The 18,136-nt window shown below is 65.0% G+C and carries 15 protein-coding genes and 1 pseudogene; 5 read left to right on the forward strand and 11 right to left on the reverse strand.

Annotated elements, in window-relative coordinates; translation table 11 throughout:
* Positions 1–42: 42 nt before the first annotated feature.
* From G342_RS24075 to G342_RS0112755, 3 genes are all read right to left on the reverse strand, one after another.
* Positions 43–939, reverse strand: a complete 897-nt coding sequence (locus G342_RS24075; RefSeq protein WP_083931223.1) for an extensin-like domain-containing protein — start codon at positions 937–939, stop codon at positions 43–45.
* Between the two features lie 99 nt (positions 940–1,038).
* A complete protein-coding gene (locus G342_RS0112750; protein WP_018183538.1) occupies positions 1,039–2,259 on the reverse strand; it encodes an alanine racemase in 1,221 nt (406 codons plus the stop codon).
* A gap of 91 nt (positions 2,260–2,350) precedes the next feature.
* Positions 2,351–3,409, reverse strand: a complete 1,059-nt coding sequence (locus tag G342_RS0112755) for a DUF2336 domain-containing protein (RefSeq protein ID WP_018183539.1) — start codon at positions 3,407–3,409, stop codon at positions 2,351–2,353.
* 181 nt (positions 3,410–3,590) lie between these two features.
* On the opposite strand from G342_RS0112755, the gene G342_RS0112760 reads away from it, so the two are divergent.
* Positions 3,591–3,857: a hypothetical protein gene (locus G342_RS0112760; RefSeq protein ID WP_018183540.1), complete on the forward strand. Its 267-nt coding sequence runs from the start codon at positions 3,591–3,593 to the stop codon at positions 3,855–3,857.
* A 158-nt stretch (positions 3,858–4,015) separates the two neighbouring features.
* Here the strand turns inward: G342_RS0112760 and G342_RS0112765 are convergent, their stop codons facing one another.
* Together G342_RS0112765 and G342_RS24080 are read right to left on the reverse strand one after the other, a co-directional pair.
* Positions 4,016–4,336 (reverse strand): AzlD family protein, encoded by a 321-nt coding sequence (locus G342_RS0112765; RefSeq protein ID WP_018183541.1) that lies wholly within the window; start codon positions 4,334–4,336, stop codon positions 4,016–4,018.
* Complete coding sequence (locus G342_RS24080; RefSeq protein WP_051094219.1) at positions 4,326–5,045, reverse strand: AzlC family ABC transporter permease; 720 nt, start codon at positions 5,043–5,045, stop codon at positions 4,326–4,328. Before G342_RS24080 ends, G342_RS0112765 begins: the two co-directional genes overlap by 11 nt.
* A 211-nt stretch (positions 5,046–5,256) precedes the next feature.
* Between G342_RS24080 and G342_RS0112775 the strand changes: the two genes are divergently transcribed.
* Complete coding sequence (locus G342_RS0112775; protein ID WP_018183543.1) at positions 5,257–6,228, forward strand: glycosyl transferase family 90; 972 nt, start codon at positions 5,257–5,259, stop codon at positions 6,226–6,228.
* Between the two features lie 68 nt (positions 6,229–6,296).
* On the opposite strand, the pseudogene metH reads toward G342_RS0112775, so the two are convergent.
* The 5 genes and pseudogenes from metH to G342_RS0112800 form a co-directional block, all read right to left on the reverse strand.
* Positions 6,297–10,030, reverse strand: a pseudogene (gene metH, locus G342_RS24085) (methionine synthase).
* A gap of 40 nt (positions 10,031–10,070) precedes the next feature.
* Entirely contained in the window at positions 10,071–11,009 is a 939-nt protein-coding gene (metF, locus tag G342_RS0112785; protein ID WP_018183544.1) for a methylenetetrahydrofolate reductase [NAD(P)H], read from the reverse strand.
* The gene (locus G342_RS0112790; protein WP_018183545.1) at positions 11,009–12,013 is read right to left on the reverse strand and encodes an ArsR/SmtB family transcription factor; all 1,005 of its coding nucleotides are present in this window, start codon (positions 12,011–12,013) and stop codon (positions 11,009–11,011) included. The genes metF and G342_RS0112790 overlap by 1 nt, the downstream gene beginning before the upstream one ends.
* Before the next feature lie 93 nt (positions 12,014–12,106).
* Positions 12,107–12,823 (reverse strand): B3/B4 domain-containing protein, encoded by a 717-nt coding sequence (locus tag G342_RS0112795; protein WP_018183546.1) that lies wholly within the window; start codon positions 12,821–12,823, stop codon positions 12,107–12,109.
* Positions 12,824–12,960: 137 nt separating this feature from the next.
* Complete coding sequence (locus G342_RS0112800) at positions 12,961–14,421, reverse strand: catalase (RefSeq protein WP_018183547.1); 1,461 nt, start codon at positions 14,419–14,421, stop codon at positions 12,961–12,963.
* Positions 14,422–14,576: 155 nt separating this feature from the next.
* Here G342_RS0112800 and G342_RS24090 point away from each other — a divergent pair, with 155 nt between their 5' ends.
* Both G342_RS24090 and G342_RS0112810 read left to right on the forward strand, forming a co-directional pair.
* Complete coding sequence (locus tag G342_RS24090) at positions 14,577–15,521, forward strand: hydrogen peroxide-inducible genes activator (RefSeq protein ID WP_018183548.1); 945 nt, start codon at positions 14,577–14,579, stop codon at positions 15,519–15,521.
* Between the two features lie 94 nt (positions 15,522–15,615).
* A complete protein-coding gene (locus G342_RS0112810; protein ID WP_018183549.1) occupies positions 15,616–15,915 on the forward strand; it encodes a hypothetical protein in 300 nt (99 codons plus the stop codon).
* A 41-nt stretch (positions 15,916–15,956) separates the two neighbouring features.
* Here the strand turns inward: G342_RS0112810 and tam are convergent, their stop codons facing one another.
* On the reverse strand, positions 15,957–16,727 hold the full coding sequence (gene tam, locus G342_RS0112815; protein WP_026304391.1) for a trans-aconitate 2-methyltransferase: 771 nt from the start codon (positions 16,725–16,727) through the stop codon (positions 15,957–15,959).
* A 638-nt stretch (positions 16,728–17,365) separates the two neighbouring features.
* Between tam and G342_RS0112820 the strand changes: the two genes are divergently transcribed.
* Complete coding sequence (locus G342_RS0112820) at positions 17,366–18,067, forward strand: protein kinase family protein (protein WP_018183551.1); 702 nt, start codon at positions 17,366–17,368, stop codon at positions 18,065–18,067.
* Positions 18,068–18,136: the final 69 nt, after the last annotated feature.

The raw sequence follows: 18,136 nt of genomic DNA on the forward strand, positions 1-18,136 counted from the left end.
AGACTGTGATGCAAGTCACAGGCGCAGGCTCGGCAAATGCGACTACTGCGCGTAGGAAAGCGGGATGCTGGCCGGCGGCGTGTAGGGACCGGAGGGCGGCACGGCGTCGATGGGCTGTGGCCCCTCGACCCAGCCAAAATCGGCGGGAGGGGCCGACGGTTGCGACACGGCCGCAGGTGCGGGCTGCTGCTCCGGCAGCGCCTGCGGCACGCTGGCCATCGGCATGTGGGCGTAGGGATCGAGCGGCGTCGGCCCCGGCATGTTGATCCGCGGCCGGCAATAGCGCGAGCCCGACTTGCCGTGCCGGGCCAGATCGATGTGGATGTGATCCTCATGCTGGCGGTCGGAGCCCGGCCCGAGCACGGTGGTGAAGTAATTGCAGGCCGAGATCAGCGCCTCGCGCAGGAAGGCCTGGCTGGCCGGATCGCCCCGCCGCCAGTCCTTCTTGACGCGCACGGTGCGGCCATCGGCCAGTCGGAAGCCGGCGACGTCGAAGGCATTGGCGAAGGCATGTTCGGAAAGCTTGGCGCCGTGGCGATTGTTGCGCGACCGGCAGGCATAGGTTCCCATGGTCAGCACTTCAGTGACGGGCATGCCGAAACGCGCCTGTGCGGCCGGCTGCACGCTTTCACGCACCCAGCGCTCCATCGCATTGGTCATCATGCAACCAAGGAGGACGTCGCCGCCGGTGACCGCGACGATGCCGCGTTCGAAGGCATTCACCTTGAGCGGCTTCTCGATGCCGCACGTCCCCTTGCCCTCCACTTCCTTCGCCGGGCGCTGGAAATAGGAAGGGACGACGAGCTTTTGCGCGTAACAGGCTCGCTCCGACGCATCCCGCCAGGATTCCCTCTCTTCACCAAGGAAGTTGAGGGCGCACCCGGAGAGCGCGACGAGAGCGAGCACCGACGCGGTACGCAACGCTACGCAACAGAACATGCCGGTAGAATGCGCCCGAAGCTCTTAAAGAATGGTCAACCATGATTGCGCGGTGACGTTGCGCGCGCCCGTGAGCGCGTCGCGAGGGTTGCCGAACCCCTATTCGCCCATCGTCTCGACCGTGGCAAAACCCTCGACAGGGCCGGCCGCTTCGAACGGCGACGTCACCTCGACGAAGCTGTCCGGATAGAAGCCGTTGAAGTGAGTACGAAGCGACAGCGAATAGGCGCCGATATGGCCGATCTCGATCCAGTCGCCCATACCGATGCTTTCCGGCAGGTAGAACGGCCGCGACAGGATATCGACGGAATCGCAGGTGGCGCCGCAGACGCGGAACGGCACGATGGTGTCACCGTCGACCGTGCGCTTGCGGCGGGCGGGATCCGGCAGATGTCGGGCGGGCAGCGTGATCTTGCCGGTCCAGGAATCCGAAAGAGACGACCAGATGCCATCATTGATGTAGAGCCGCCTGCCCTTCTTCAAGAGGACGCGGACGACGACGGAAAGGCAGCGGGCGACGATGACCCGGCCGGGCTCGGCGACGAGCGGGACATCGCCGAAGCCCCATGCGTCGGCCTCGGCGACGATGTCGGCGATCAGGGCGCCGGTCTCCGGCCGCACCAGCTGCTTGCGCTTGGGATCGCTGCCATAGGCAGCCGGAAAACCACCGCCTATGTCGAGCGCGGCGAGGTCCACCCCGGCGCGCGAGCGCACCCAGGCCGCCGAGGCGAGCGCGCGTTCATAGGTGTCGGTGTCCTCGACCTGGCTGCCGACATGAAAGCAGAGCCCGACCTTGAAGCCGAGCCTGGCGATCCGCTCGACCAGCTCGACGGCATGGCCGGGCGCGGCTCCGAATTTCTTCGACAGCTCATAGGCGGCGTGGCCGCGCGTCGCCAGCCGAACGAAAAGGGTGATTTCCTCCGGATCGAGATCGAGCGCTCGCACGATGCGGGCAATCTTGGCGATCTCGTCCTCATGGTCGACAGCGATGACGCGGATGCCGTAGGTCTCGAGCGCCAGGCGGATGTCCGACTGCGCCTTGACCGGATGCATGTAGAGCAGCTCGGCCCCGGGCGCGACGGCGCGGGCGGCGGCGAACTCCGCCGGCGAGGCGACATCGAAGCAATCGACCCCGGCATCGGCCAGCGTCTGCAGCACCAGCGGCTCGCCATTCGTCTTTACCGCATAGGCCATGCGCCCCGGAAAGGCCGACTTGAACGCCAGCGCATCGGCCCGCAGCACGCTCGGGCGAAAGCAGTAGAGCGGCTGATCCGGACGGAGCTTGTAGGCTGCGTCGCGGGCGGTCTCGAAGCGATCCATCGTTCGCATCCCGTCTGGCCGTGGCGGGCAAAGGCTATCAGTGCGCCGCCGCCACGAAAACCCTGCCGGTGAATCGGAACCGCCGGGTCGATCAGCCGGCCGGGTTCTGCATCACGGGGAGTTGGCCGAGAAAGGCAGCGCCGTGGCGAGCGCGCAGGAAACGCAAGGTCCGCGCGACATCCTCGTCGCCGAGCGCCTCATAGGCGCGCACGAGCGTGTCGACGGTTTCCTCCGCGTGGCCATGCCGGCGGCCGCGGATGGCGGCGATGGCGGCGAAGGTCTCGACCGTGACGCCGGCTGCCTTGCAGAGCACGGCGAGCGGCATCGTGTCCGGCTTGGCGATCATCCGCCGCACCATGTCGACCGGAAGCCCGGCAAAGGCGGCGAGCAGGCCGGCAACCTCGAGCATGCGGTCGCCAGAGGCAACCGTCGCGATAACGGTGGCGACCGGGCTCGCCGTGGCCGGCAGGATCGCTTCCGCGTCCGGGCGGCGGGCGGCGACCGGCAGCGCGATGACGGCGGCCGGGCCGGCGGCGGCCGGGGCCGCGCGCCGTGGGGCGGAGGCAGAATACTCCGTCGGGAACGAGAGGACCTGCCCCCATTCGCCAGTCTCGGCGGCAGGAGAAGCTTCGGCGCGGCGCAGCGCCAGCGTTTGTTCCGCCTCGTCGACCAGGACCGCCAGGCCGTGCTGCGAGAAGCGCGCGCCGGGATTGTGCGCCAGCAGCCGGAGCACGGCGCGGTCGCCGCGATCCAGCAGCGCGTCCGACACGGTTTCCGAGACCCAGGCCCGTCCGGCGATCACGCAGAGGCGATCATGCGGCAGCGTCGCGGCCAGCGTGGCAAGAAGCGTGTCATCGAAGGCGATCGAGCGCTTCAGCACCGGCTCCGCTGTCTCGATCGCCCCGCTGGCGAGATGGCTCAGCACGGCGGCGGGTGCGTTCGGCAACATCGCGATACGATCGGCAAGTTCGATCCGCTCCGCCGGTGCGAGCGCGTCGAACACGCCGAGCACGATCTCCGAATAGAGCGCCGCGGTCGGCGGCGAGACAGTGTTGCCGGCATTGCCGAAGAGGTCGGTGATCGACGCGAGAAGCTCCGCCCTGCGCCCCGGGGGCACATCGGCGTCAGGCTCGATCGGGTGATCATCCATGCTGGTCGTCCGGCGCTGTTGTCGTCGGCCGGACGGTCGCAGCGAAACCATAAGAAACGATTGAGAGGCTGGGTTTCCGGGACGTTACCAAACGGCTACCAGCGGAACTGGCGCACCGGTAGCCGCCGCCGCAATTATGGTGAATCCCGATTGAGGATTGCGGCGGCACCGCAGCGGAACAATGTCGCTCGGCGGCCAATATTCACAGCCGGATTTGGGAGATTATTCCACGGCTTACCCGATTTTCGGCGTGAATCCGCCGACTCCGGCGGTAAAGCTGCAAATTCTCCCCTTGCCGGATCCGTCGATCACGTTAGTATTTACGGTGGAAGTTGGGCGTGAAAGAGAGACCCGGGAGATGTCCATGAGCCTCGCTAAACCGTTCCACCTGCTGGCCGTTAGTGCCGCTTTTGTGTTCGTCGCGGCAATCGTATTCGGAGCCATCTAGCCACTCCGGCGGTCCCAGTCCGAACAAGCGTTCCCAACAGCGTATCTGGCAGAACCGAACCGGGCTTTTCCGGAAGCTCGGTTCTTTAGTCTCTGGCGTCAGGTTCCCGCGTGGATCCCGGCACCCTCGGCTAGAGATGCGCCACGGGGATCGGTCGCTCAGAGGGCGAAGAAAGCCCGGCTGGCTGCAACGACCGCCATGCCGGCGAATGCGGCCAGGATATCGTTTCGCCGCCAGTAGAAGACGGCGATGGTCGCTGCGAAACCGGCATATTCGGCCGGGCCGCCATGCGCGACGATTGGGCCGAGAATGGCGCCCATGATCGCCAGCGGCAGCGCCTTCAGCCAGGCCTCGACGCGCGGCGTCACCACCACGAAACGCATCAGGAAGAAGCCGGCGATGCGCGTCAGGTAGGACGCGACGGCCATCAGCGAGATGATGACTGCGAAGCCGGCCGTCGTGTTTGGATCAAGCGACATGCTTCGGTCCGCCCGAATTCTCGCCCTTCCGGGGCAGGAAGGCGGCCGCCAGGCTGCCGGCAAGACCGCCCGCCAGAACATGCAGCGAACCACCGACGAAGCGTTCGAAGAGCACCGCCACCAGGGCACCAAGGATCAGCGGCAGGAGATCCCCTCGCCCCTTCCAGAAGCCGCAGGCGAGCGACAGGAAGAAGGCGGGCAGGAAGAAATCGAGCCCCAACCGGCGCGTGTCGCCGAGCCACTGGCCGAAGCCGGCTCCGGCGATCGTGCCGGCCATCCAGCCGACCATGCAGCCGAAGCCGACGCCAACGAAGACGGCGACATCCCGCCGCCCCTGGTCCCGCTCCTGCATCGCCGTCGCCCAGTTGGCGTCCACCATCAGGAACATCGACGGATAGGCGATCCACGGCGATAGCCCCCGCATCCAGGGCTGCATCGCGGCACCGAACAGCACATAGCGGGCATTCATCGCGACCACGGCGACCAGAACGGCGAACAGCAGATCGGGCGCGCCCCAAGCATGCAGCGCCAGGAGTTGGGCTGTACCCGCATAGACGAAGAGGCTCATCGAAGCGGCGCCGAGGATCGAGATCCCGACCTGGCCCGCCAGCACGCCGAACACGACGCCGAAGGCGATCATACCGGGCAGAAGCGCGAGCCCCTCAAGAAAGCCGCGGCGGAACCCGGCGGCAGTAAATGTGGCCGACATGAGGACTTTTCTGACGTGCGAAGACCGCAGCAATGAAGACGGGCAGTCCCTACCGGATTCCCCTCGTCGGCGCCAGACATCATCGCGCGACGACACATCGGGAGGCCGGCTGCCGGCAGGTCGCCACGGGACACGGCGCGGCAGTCTGCCCGCTTGCCGGCAGGCACAATCCACGCGATAGAAACCGCCCGAATGACTTGATGCACAGAAGATGTCACTTTCCAGCAGTCTGAGACGAGTCCGCTTCTACACGAAGGGCGTCATCCGCGACCTCATCCCGTCCGCCATCTACGGGTCCCGGCGTGACCGGCTTTATTCCGCGATCGACCCGGTCGATCATGCCGAGGCGGTACGCAATAGGCTCAGCTACTACAACAAGATGGAAAGCATACACGGCCTTATCGGCGCGTCGGAGATCCGGCACATCGCAAGAAAACCAAGCTTCTGCTATTACGACTTCAAGGAATTTGCCAATTACTTTGAAGAAAGCATGAGGATTTCCTACGACTTCGGCGACGTGACCTACGTTCCCTCAGAGCCCTCCATCGTCAAGAGCCGGCCAATCTCCGAGACGAATGCCAATTCCGTCCTGATGAAGCTCGACAAGCTGCGCCACTTCACCTGGCCGACGGATCGTATCCCCTTCCATGAAAAGCGGAGGAGCGCGGTCTGGCGTGGTATTCTCGGCAGAAATCCGGTCCGACGCGTGCTGGTCGAGAAATTCTGGCGCCATCCGGCCCATGACATCGGCCACACCTGCGACATGGGAGGCGCAATTGCGCCAAAGGCCTATCTCGGCATCGGGGCGCAGCTACAGCACCGCTACATCCTGTCGATCGAGGGCAATGACGTTGCCACCAACCTGAAATGGATCATGGCGTCGCAATCGCTCTGCATCATGCCGCGGCCGCGCTACGAGACCTGGTTCATGGAAGGACAGCTCGTTCCTGGCGTCCATTATGCCGAGGTCCGGTCCGACTTTGCCGATCTCGAAGAGACGATCGCGCACTACGAACGGAACGAGGACGAGGCCCGCGCGATCATCGAGAACGCCAACCGTCATGTGGCACAATTCGACGATCCCCGTACCGAAGGCCTGCTTTCGCTGCTCGTCCTGCAGAAATACTTCGAGCGAACCGGCCAGCGACCGCCGGAGCCGTTTTCCAAAGCCCTGTTTGACTGAGCGGGGCTGCGAGATCCGATAGCGCGCATTTCGCTACCTCCGACAGGCGGCGAAATGCGCGAAGATACCTATTCCGCCGCCTCGACGCGGATCGGGTCGTAGTTGAGCACAGGCGCCAGCCAGCGCTCGGCCTGCTGGACCGTCCAGCCCTTGCGGGCGGCATAGTCGGCGACCTGATCGGCCTCGATCCGGCCGACGCCGAAGTAATAGCTGTCGGGATGACCGATATAGAGACCGGAGACCGAGGAGCCCGGCCACATGGCGAAGCTCTCGGTGAGCAGGATGCCGGCCTGCTTCTCCGCGTCGAGCAGGTCGAACAGCGTCCGCTTCTCTGTATGGTCGGGCTGGGCCGGATAGCCGGGCGCCGGACGGATGCCGGCATAGCTCTCGCGGATCAGTTCCTCATTGGTCAGCGTCTCGTCGGCGGCATAGCCCCAGAATTCGCGCCGCACGCGCTGGTGCATCCGCTCGGCAAAGGCTTCGGCCAGACGGTCGGTCAGCGCCTGGCTCAGGATCTTCGAGTAATCATCGTTGGAGCGGTTGAAGCGCTCGGCCATAACTTCCTCGCCGATGCCCGTGGTGACGGCGAAGCCGCCGACATAGTCGGTAATGCCGGTCTCCTTCGGCGCGACGAAATCCGAGAGCGCGACATGCCGGCGCTTGTCGGTAGAGCGGGCGATCTGCTGTCGCAGCGTATAGAACGTCGCGAGATCCTTCTCGCCCGCCTCATCGACATAGAGCGCGATGTCGTCGCCCACCGCATTGGCCGGCCAGAAGCCGATCACGGCATTGGCAGAAACCCACTTCTCCTCGACCATCTGCTTCAGCATCGCCTGCGCGTCGTTGAACAGCGAGCGGGCGACTTCGCCGACCTTCTCGTCCTCGAACAGCAGCGGATAGGTGCCCTTGATCTCCCAGGTCGAGAAGAACGGCGTCCAGTCGATATAGGGGACGAGCTCGGCGATCGGGTAGTCCTTGAACACCTTGGTGCCGAGGAAGCTCGGCTTGACCGGCTTGTAGTTCGTCCAGTCGAGCTTCAGCCCGTCATCCCGCGCGGCGGCCAGCGTGATGCGGCGCTTGTTCTCCTGCGCGCGGGCATGCGCGTCGGCGATCTTGACGTAGTCCGCCTGCACATCGGCGACATAACTCGCCTTGTCGCGGCCGAGCAGGCTCGACGCGACGCCGACGGCGCGGCTGGCATCGAGCACGTAGACGGCCTGGCCCTTGGCGTAGTTCGGATGGATCTTGACGGCGGTGTGCACCTTCGAGGTCGTGGCGCCGCCGATCAGCAAGGGCACGTGGAAATCCTCGCGCTCCATCTCGGCCGCGACATGGCACATCTCGTCGAGGGACGGCGTGATGAGGCCGGAAAGGCCGATGATGTCGACATTCTCCGCCTTGGCGGTGGCGAGGATCTTCGCCGCCGGCACCATGACGCCGAGGTCGATCACCTCGAAATTGTTGCACTGGAGCACGACGCCGACGATGTTCTTGCCGATGTCGTGCACGTCGCCCTTGACCGTGGCGAGCAGGATCTTGCCGGCGGAGGACGAGCCTGTCGTGCCGAGGCGGCGCTTCTCCTCCTCCATGAAGGGCATCAGATAGGCGACGGCCTGCTTCATGACGCGGGCGGATTTCACCACCTGCGGCAGGAACATCTTGCCGGCGCCGAACAGGTCGCCGACGACATTCATGCCGGCCATCAGCGGGCCTTCGATAACGTCGAGCGGCCGCGCCGCCTTGGCGCGGGCCTCCTCGGTATCGAGCTCGATGAAATCGGTGAGGCCGGAGACGAGCGCATGCTCAAGCCGCTTCTCGACCGGCCATTCGCGCCAGGTGAGATCGGCCTCCTTCTTCGAACTGGCGCCCCCCTTGAAGCGCTCGGCGATCTCGAGCAGGCGCTCGGTGCCGTCGTCGCGGCGATTGAGGATGACGTCCTCGCAGAGATCGCGCAGCTCGGGATCGATGTCGTCATAGACAGGCAACGCGCCGGCATTGACGATGCCCATGTCCATGCCGGCGGCAATGGCGTGGTAGAGGAACACCGAGTGCATCGCCGCGCGCACGCTCTCATTGCCGCGGAACGAGAAGGACAGGTTCGAGATGCCGCCGGAGATATGCGCGTGCGGCAGGTTCTGGCGGATCCAGCGCGTCGCATTGATGAAGTCGACGCCGTAATTATTGTGTTCCTCGATGCCGGTCGCGATGGCGAAGACATTCGGATCGAAGATGATGTCTTCCGGCGGATAGCCGATTTCCTCGACGAGGATCTTGTAGGCGCGGGCGCAGATCTCGGTCTTGCGCTCGAACGTGTCCGCCTGTCCCTTCTCGTCGAAGGCCATGACGACGACGGCGGCGCCATAACGGCGCAGCTTGCGGGCGTGGTCGCGGAACTGGTCCTCGCCTTCCTTCATCGAGATCGAGTTGACGATCGGCTTGCCCTGGACGCATTTCAGGCCCGCCTCGATCACCGACCACTTCGATGAATCGATCATCACCGGAACACGCGCGATATCCGGTTCGGCCGCCATCAGGTTCAGGAAGGTGACCATCGCGTTTTCGGAATCAAGCAGGCCCTCGTCCATGTTGACGTCGAGGACCTGCGCGCCGTTGGCGACCTGCTCGCGCGCGACGTCGAGCGCCGCCGAATAGTCGCCGGCGGTGATCAGCTTGCGGAATTTGGCGGAGCCGGTGACGTTGGTGCGCTCACCGATGTTGACGAAGATGGCGGTCGCGTTGGTCATGAGGCGATTTCAAACGGTTCGAGGCCGGAAAGGCGCATTTTCGGAGCGATTGCAGGCAGGACGCGCGGCGCGACTCCCTTGACCGCCTCGGCGATGGCATGGATGTGGTCCGGCGTCGTGCCGCAGCAACCGCCGACGACGTTGACGAGGCCGGAACGGGCAAACTCGCCGACCAGCACGGCCATCGCTTCCGGGCTCTCGTCATACTCGCCGAACTCGTTCGGCAGGCCGGCATTCGGATAGGCACAGACCAGCGTATCGGCGACGCGGGCGATCTCGTCGATATGGGCGCGCATCTCGCGCGCGCCGAGTGCGCAATTGAGCCCGATCGAGAACGGTCGCGCATGGCGCAGCGAATACCAGAACGCCGTCGGCGTCTGGCCGGAAAGCGTGCGGCCGGAGAGATCGGTGATGGTGCCGGAGATCATCACCGGCAGCGTCACGCCCTTCTCGTCGAACACGTCCTCGACGGCGGCGACCGCCGCCTTGGCATTCAGCGTGTCGAAGATCGTCTCGATCAGGATGAGGTCGGCGCCGCCGTCGATCAGCCCGCGCGTCGCCTCGGCATAGGCGGTGCGGAGATCGTCGAAGGTGACGGCTCGAAAGCCCGGATTGTTGACGTCCGGCGAGATCGACGCGGTGCGGTTGGTCGGCCCGATGGCACCAGCGACGAAGCGCGGGCGTCCGGTCGCGGCGGCCACCGTATCGGCGGCACGCTTGGCAATTCGCGCGCCCTCGAGATTGAGCTCATAGGCCAGCTCTTCCATGCCGTAGTCGGCCTGGGCGATCGTCGTCGACGAGAAGGTATTGGTCTCGACGATGTCGGCGCCGGCCTCGAAATACTGGCGATGAATCTTCTCGATGGCGTCCGGCTGCGTCAGGATCAACAGGTCGTTGTTGCCCTTGAGATCGCGGTGCCAGTCCTTGAAGCGCTCGCCGCGGAAATCCGCCTCCGACAGCTTCAACTGCTGGATCATGGTGCCCATGGCGCCGTCGAGCACGAGGATGCGCTGCGCCGCGGCGCGCTTCAGGTCGGCAGTGGAAGCTGGAATGCTCATGATCTTCTCTTTCGCCAGTTGGTTCCGGGAAGCAACGCCCTCACGCAACATTCTCCCCCACCGAGCGGGCTTCGGTCTCCGCCTTCGCCGGCCGCATGCCGAGTAGGTGGCAGATGGCGTAGACGAGGTCGGCGCGGTTCATCGTGTAGAAATGGAACTCGTTGACGCCACGGTCTACCAGATCGAGCACCTGCTCGGCGCAAACCGCCGCCGCCACCAGCTGCCTTGTCGAGGCGTCGTCGTCTAGCCCCTCGAAGCGGGCGGCGAACCAGGGCGGAATGCTGGCGCCGGCCTTCTCGGCGAACTTCGCCGTCTGGGTGAAGTTGATCACCGGCACGATGCCCGGAACAATCGGGATGGCGATGCCGGCCGCGGCGACCCGGTCGAGGAAGGCCGAGTAGAGATCATTGTCGAAGAAGAACTGGGTGATGGCGCGGGTGGCGCCCGCATCGACCTTGCGCTTCAGATTGTCGATCTCGGTCTGCCAGTCGCGGCTTTCCGGATGCCGCTCGGCATAGGCCGAGACGGAGACCTCGATCTCCGGATGGCGGCTGCGGATCGCGGTGACGAGATCGGATGCCTGCGCATAGCCCTCCGGGTGCGGCCGGTAGACGGCGCCGATGCCCTCGACCGGATCGCCACGCAGTCCGACGATATGGCGCACGCCCGTTTCGGCATAGCCGTCGACGACCGCGTCGATCTCGGCCTTGCTGGCGCCGACGCAGGTGAGGTGCGCCGCCGGCTTCAGCGCCGTCTCGGCCAGGATGCGCGACACGGTGGCATGCGTCCGCTCGCGCGTCGAGCCGCCGGCGCCATAGGTGACCGAGACGAAGTCCGGCGCCAACGGCGCCAGGCGCTCGATCGATGTCCAGAGCGTCTGCTCCATGGCTTCCGTCTTGGGCGGGAAGAACTCGAAGGAAACCTTGAGGCCGGAGGCGCCAACGCCGTTGCGGCTCGCCCGATCGATCGTCTCACGCATCACGCCGTCTCCAACCCCTTCGTGACTCCGGCGACATTGAAGCGCGGATCGCGCGCCAGCCAGAGCGTTACTGTCAATTGTTCTTCCGCCGATTTCGCCGCGAGATCGGTCGCTTCCTCGAGCACCAGGCCAGCCTGTTCGATCCAGGTCCGCATCGCCTCATGCGAGAAGCCCAGACGGCGATGCGCATGGCGCTCGCGCAGGAATTCGAGTCCGTGCGGTGCGAAGTCGACGACGAGCAGGCGGCCGTCCGGGCGCAACACCCGCGCGGCCTCGGCCAGCGCCACCGCCGGGTCATCGAGATAGTGCAGCACCTGATGGATTGCCACGAGATCGAAGCTGTCGCGCGGCATCGGCAGCTTCATGATGTCGCCATGCCGGACCTGGGCATGCGCGACCCCGGCCTTGTCGAGATTGGCGCGCGCCACCGACAGCATCGCCGTCGAGGCATCGATGCCGACAGCCCGCTGATAGAGCGGCGCGAACAGTTCCAGCATCCGGCCGGTGCCGGTGCCGATATCGAGGAAAGAGCCGATCGGCCGCGTGCCGATGAGCTTGAGCATGGCGGCTTCGACGGCCGTATCCGGCACATGCAGCGAGCGGATCGTGTCCCAGTCGGCGGCATTTTCTGTGAAATAGCGCGCCGCCGTCTGGGCATGCTCGCGCTTGACGCCGGCAAGCCATTCGCGATCGCGCGCCAGCGCCGTATCGTCCGGATCGGCCAGGGCGACGAGGTCCTGCACCAGGCGCCGCTCGGCGGACGAATCGGCGATGCGGTAATAGACCCAGGCGCCTTCCGGGAATCGCTCGATCAGCCCGGCCTCGGTCAGGAGCTTCAGATGGCGGGAGATGCGCGGCTGCGACTGGCCGAGGATCGCGGTCAGATCCTTGACGGAGAGCTCGCCGGCAGACAGCAGCGCCAGGATGCGATAGCGCGTCGCCTCACCGGCCGCCTTGAGCGCCGTGATGATCGCATCCGTCGAAAGAGCCGCGTGGCCCACCATGATCTCAACTCCACCCCGGCGATCGCGACAACATTCGCCGCCATCCGGACCGGAATAGATATAAAGATATCTTTATATCTGTAAAGAGAATTGTCAGCCAATCTCGACGGCCGGCGCATGCCGATCGGCGATGGCGACCTTCGTGCGGCCGCCGGAAAAGCGGCCGATCAGGTCGACGAGATCAGCGACCGCATCCTCCAGCTTCCCCTCGCCGTTCGACTGCAGGGTGACGATGGCGCGACGCGTCTGCGGCGTCACCAGCGAGCGACCGTCCTGACGCCAGTTCCAGCGCCGGCACAGCACTTTCGAGGCGTCGGCATAGACGACTTCGCCATCCTTCGGCGGATCCTCGACGGGTGCACAGCCATCATTCTCGCCGGAGGCCATGTCGAGAAAGCTGTCGCCGGGGCGGGCATAGCGGAACGCCAGGTCGCCCTCGATCCGGTCGAGATCGTCGGCGCCGAGCGGCAGCACATGGGTCAGCGACACCGCGTTATAGGCGTCGACAAAGCTGTTGATGACGGGCAGCGGCCGCTCGGCGAGCACGTTCTTGACGAGACGCTCGACGGAGGAGCGATAGCTCGTCTTCTTGATGCCGAAGGCGCGATAGGCACGGCGCCAGGCGGCGACACCCGGAATGTCGGCAAGGTCGGTCCGGCCCCAGGCACGGCGCGACTCGGCCTCGCGCGCGGCGATCAGTTCGGCCAGCTCGGACTGCCGCACTGGCCGGGTCGACAGATCCTCGGCGAGGACGACAGAGACGCGGAATTCGGGGAAGGCAGGGACGAGTTCGGAGATGTCGAGGCGCATGAACCATTCCTTCGGATCTTCGCTCCTGTTTGCCCGAGAGGCACAGGGTTGCAAAGATCCGGCCCTTCCAAAGCTGGCGATCAGAACGCAAAAAGGCGGCGCTTGCGGCGCCGCCTTTCGTCATGGCTTTGGAAGCCTCACTCCGCAGCGGCGGCGAGACCTTCGGTCGGCAGGCCGAGTTTGGTGGCAACGCCGATGCCGTATTCCGGATCGGCGCGATAGAAATGCACCAGCTGGCGGTTGACGATCTCGACCGGCACGCCCTGCATGGCAGCGGCGAGATTGCTGAACAGACGATCCTTCTGCTCCGCGTTGAACAGGCGGAACAGATCGCCGGGCTGCTTATAGTCGTCATTGCCGATGCGATGATTGTAGCGATCCGCATCGCCCCTGATCTTCAGCGGCGGCTCCTTGACGGCCGGATCCTGCTTCGGGCCGTTGAAGGAGTTCGGCTCGTAATAGGCGTCGTTGTTGGTCGCCGGCGGGAAGAAGCGCATGGCTCCGTCCTTGTGGTAGTTGTGCACCGGAACCTTCGGAGCATTGACCGGCAGCGCCTCGTAATGCGTGCCGAGCCGGTAACGGTGGGCGTCCGCATAGGAGAAGATGCGCGCTTGTAGCATCTTGTCGGGCGAGAAGCCGATACCCGGGACGATGTTCGACGGCGAGAAGGCGACCTGCTCGATCTCGGCGAAGTAGTTTTCCGGATTGCGGTTCAGCTCGAGCGTGCCGATGTCGATCGGCGGATATTCCGCATGCGGCCAGACCTTGGTCAGGTCGAACGGGTTGTACGACGTCTTGTCCGCATCCGCCTCGGGCATGACCTGGACCTGCACCTTCCAGCGCGGGAACTCGTTGCGCTCGATCGAGCCGAACAGGTCTTCCTGTGTGGACTCACGAGTCTTGCCGACGACTTCGGACGCCTCGGCATTGGTCCAGTGCTCATGACCCTGCAGGGTCTTAAAGTGGAACTTGACCCAGAAGCGCTCGTTCTCAGCGTTGATGAACGAGTAGGTGTGCGAGCCGTAGCCGTTCATCTTGCGAACCGAGGTCGGGAGGCCGCGATCCGAGAACAGGATCGTCACCTGGTGCAGGCTCTCGGGCGAGAGCGACCAGAAATCCCACATCGCAGTCGGCGAGCGCAGATTGGTCTTCGGGTGGCGCTTCTGCGTGTGGATGAAATCCGGGAACTTCAGCGGATCGCGGACGAAGAACACTGGCGTGTTGTTGCCGACGAGGTCCCAGTTGCCGTCTTCAGTGTAGAACTTGAGCGCGAAGCCGCGCACGTCGCGCTCGGCGTCCGCCGCGCCGAGCTCGCCGGCGACCGTCGAGAAGCGGGCGATCATCGGGGTCTTGGCGCCCGGCTGGAGCGCCTTGGCCTTGGTGTATTTCGAGATATCGCCGGTGACGGTCAGCGTGCCGTAGGCGCCCCAGCCCTTGGCGTGGACGACGCGCTCGGGAATGCGCTCGCGATTCTGGTGCGCGAGCTTTTCAATCAGCTGCCAATCCTGCAGCAGCACGGGGCCGCGCTCGCCGGCCGTCTCGGAATTCTGGTTGTCTGCGATCGGCGCGCCGGCCGTCGTCGTGAGCTTGTCTGTCATGGCGCCCTCCAGGTTCGTTTTGGCGACGTCCGAGCCGCCTTCGACATGGCGCTAAGATGCCACGCGTTTAGATCAGTTCCAATCATATTGATTGCCACCAACGATAAGAATAACTTATCGACCATGATTCAGATCAATTCCAGGCTGAAAAACTCGTGATCACTCTGCGCCAATTGCGTTATTTCGAGGCGGTGACACGCCATCTGCATTTCGGACGGGCCGCGGATGAATGCTCCGTCACGCAGCCCGCCTTGTCGCAGCAGATCCAGGATCTCGAAGCGACGCTTGGCGTGGCGCTGATCGAGCGTGGCTCTCGGCGGATCGCCGTCACGCCCAAAGGCGAGGAGATCGCCCGGCGGGCCGTGCGGATTCTCGGCGAGATCCGCGACCTGACGGACTATGCCCTGCATGGCGGCGCGGCGTTGACCGGACCGCTTCGGCTCGGCGTCATTCCCTCGATCGCGCCCTACCTGCTGCCGAAGGCGCTGCCGCTAGTGCAGAGCACCTATCCCAAGCTGGAACTACACCTGCGCGAAACCCAGACGAATGCGCTCGTCGACGAACTGGCACAGGGGAAGCTCGACGTCGTGCTGATGGCCTTGCCGGCGCGCGACGCGGGTTTCGAGAGCCTTCCCCTCTTCGTCGACCGCTTCCTGCTGGCGACAAAGGCGGATGAAAATGCCGACGCCAAAATCTTCGCCAGCCCCGACAAGATCCCGCCGGACCGCCTGCTGCTGCTGGAGGAAGGTCATTGCCTGCGCGATCAGGCGCTTACCTATTGCCGGATTCCGCGCTCCGAGAAAATGAGCGGCTTCGGCGCGGCGAGCCTTTCGACCATCATGCAGATGGTGGCGAACGGCTATGGCGTGACCCTGCTGCCGGAGATGTGCGTCGCGATCGAGGCGCGCGACGAACGCATCGCCCTCTCGCGCTTCAGCGCGCCCGAACCGGAGCGCGAGATCGGGCTCGTCTGGCGGCGGTCTTCTCCCCGTCGCGCCGATTTCGAGGCGCTCGGTCGCCTGCTGATGACGGCGGCGGGGACGGACGAGGCCCCGAAGTTGCGCGTGCCGGCGCGCAGGCCGGAACCGGCGGCGACCTGACCACTGACGGAGCGCGCCGAAGCCAGGCCACTAGCCACCTGGCGCGACTTCTCATACCGTTGCGAAGTTCTCGCAAACTGCTCTGGAGATCCCGATGCGACGCAATCTCCTTGCCGCGGCTACCCTGCTTGGCGCCATCGCCCTCGCCGGGCAGGCCCGCGCCAACATTCCCCTCGTCAATGCGACTTGCCCCACCAACATCGACGTGCACGCCGACGAAGGCGGCCCGATCTACATCAACGGTAAGGAAGCGAAGCTGAGGAAGTTCAACGACAATTACTACGAGGCCAAGGGCGGCGGTGTGACAATCTCGCTCTCGATCAATCCCGATGGCTCGCCGGCCGTCTCCTATACCGGCAAGCACGGCGCGAACGGCATCTGCACGATCAAGTAGCAGTGTTGCTGAACCGGCGGTCGAGGGCAGCGCCCTCGCCGCTAAGCCTTGACGGCGATCAGGAACAGGCGCGGGAAGCGCAGCAGCACGCGTCCGTCGGCGAGCGGCGGATAGAGCGCGGCCACCCGTTCGGAATAAGCCTCGAGAAACGCCTCGCGCAGATCCGGCTCGACCACTTCGAGATAGCGTCGAAGGCCGGTGCCCTTCACCCATTCGACGATCGCGGCGGCATCGGCGAGCGGATGGTTGTAGATTGTGTGCCAGACCTCGAGCTTCGCCGATTTGGGGCCCAGTTCGTCGAAATAGGTCATGGGCGAAGGCAGCAGCTGCCGCCTCGTGCCGCGATTGGCGAACGCGCTGGCCCAGGGACCGGCATGCGCCACCTCCTCCATCAGCATGTGCGTCGGCTCGCCGAGATTATCCGGCATCTGCACGGCGAGCACGCCGCCCGGCCGCAGACTGTCCATCAGACGGGTCAGGACCGTGAGGTGATCGGGAATCCACTGGAACAAGGCATTGGCGAACAGGAGATCGACCGGCTCGGGCGGCGCCCAGTCGGCGACGTCCACTTCCAGAAAGCGGAGCTCGGGCAAGCGCTGGCGGGCAGCAGCCAGCATGTCCGGCGCGGCGTCGACGCCGACGATCTCCGCATCCGGATAGCGCTCGGCCAGGAGTTCGGTGGAATTTCCGGGACCGCAGCCGAGGTCGACGATCGATCGGGCACTGGCCAACGGCACCTGCGCCAGCAGATCCCGCGCCGGCCGCGTGCGCTCATCCTCGAATTTCACATATTGGCTCGCCGACCATGCCAGCTGATCCATACTGCCCCTCATGCTTCATGCCGTCGTCCGCGCATCGTCGCCGGTCAGGACCTGGGATTGGTCGACGGCCTGCATAGACCCGGCCGCCGACAATTCAATGACGATGTCACCTGGGGCTCAGAATCCCCCTTAGCCGAATGCGCGATGGCCTCATGCGGTTCCCGGTGTGATCGACATCACAGACACTTGCCCCCCGGCGTGGCATCGTCAACTCAAGTCAGCAGGCCACGCCAGACGGCGATCCAGAGAAGAGCCTGGCCAAGCCTCCATCGAGACCCTCCGCGCCTTCGGAGGCCGCGTATTCACCGCACCGCGCGCCGGAGCGGAACACGAGACCCTCTTCCCCTCGGGGTTGAGGAAGGGCGAACGGCCCTGCCCCTGCCCCCCAAGACCCAGGCAGGGCCGTTCGCTGAAATTTCCGCCCGGTTCGCAACCGACCGGGCTCTTCGCCATACCGGCAGGGCCGGTGGGGCGGCGGACGGCTCCGACCCGCTGCGCCGCAGAGCGCGGGCCGGACCGTCCGCTGTATTTTTTCCGGCACCTTCTTCGAGACAGCCCCACGTCGCGAATTTCCGCTGGCTGCGATTCATTTCGTCGACATTGTCGCCAAAATTGCTACGACCGTTCCGATGAACGATCGAATCCAGGCCCTGCCGCCAGCCCTGATTGACTATCTTGCCGCTGTCGAGCCGGGCCGGACCGTGCTGCATCGACACGACGGGCAGGACGGCGCGCAATCGATCAGCTGTTCAGCCAATCCCGCCGCCGCCAAGATCGCCTATTTTCACGATCCCGAAACATCCAATCTGTACGAGATTCACTTCGACCAGCATTCCAGCTCGACCGTCCGGATCGACCTGAACCGGCTCGAAGTGCACAAGAAACTTGGCCGTTTCATCGAGCATGGCATCGAAGGCCGCGAGATCCGCTGGCTCACCGCCATGGCGCCGACCGGTTTGGTGCCCCGTTTGCTGGGCCACATTCCCGGCCTGTTGCGCATGGAATATGTCGGCGAGCCGACGCGGCATTACAACCTGCCCTATGACTGGCGCGACCAGGCAGAGGCGATCCTCTCGGCGCTTGCCACGGTCGGTTGCTGCCACAACGACATCAAGTGCGATAACCTGATGGTGCGCGACGGCAAGTTGACCCTGGTCGATTTCGGCTGGGCGACCGGCCAAGGAGATCCGATACCGCCACACTGGCCGCAGGGCATCGGCCGCCAGCATCGGCTTGGCATTCACCGCTTCAATGACCGCCACGCGATCCTCGCGGCACTGGCCTCCGCCGAACGCGACGAAGTCGACCGCTCGATCATTCTGCCTGCCTGAGACGCCTAGACCGTTGCCGGCCCGGCCCTGCCCTGCCGCTGCCTTGAGGCGGCCTGCCATCGCAGGTAT

The organism is Kaistia granuli DSM 23481 (assembly GCF_000380505.1).
GTDB lineage: Bacteria > Pseudomonadota > Alphaproteobacteria > Rhizobiales > Kaistiaceae > Kaistia > Kaistia granuli.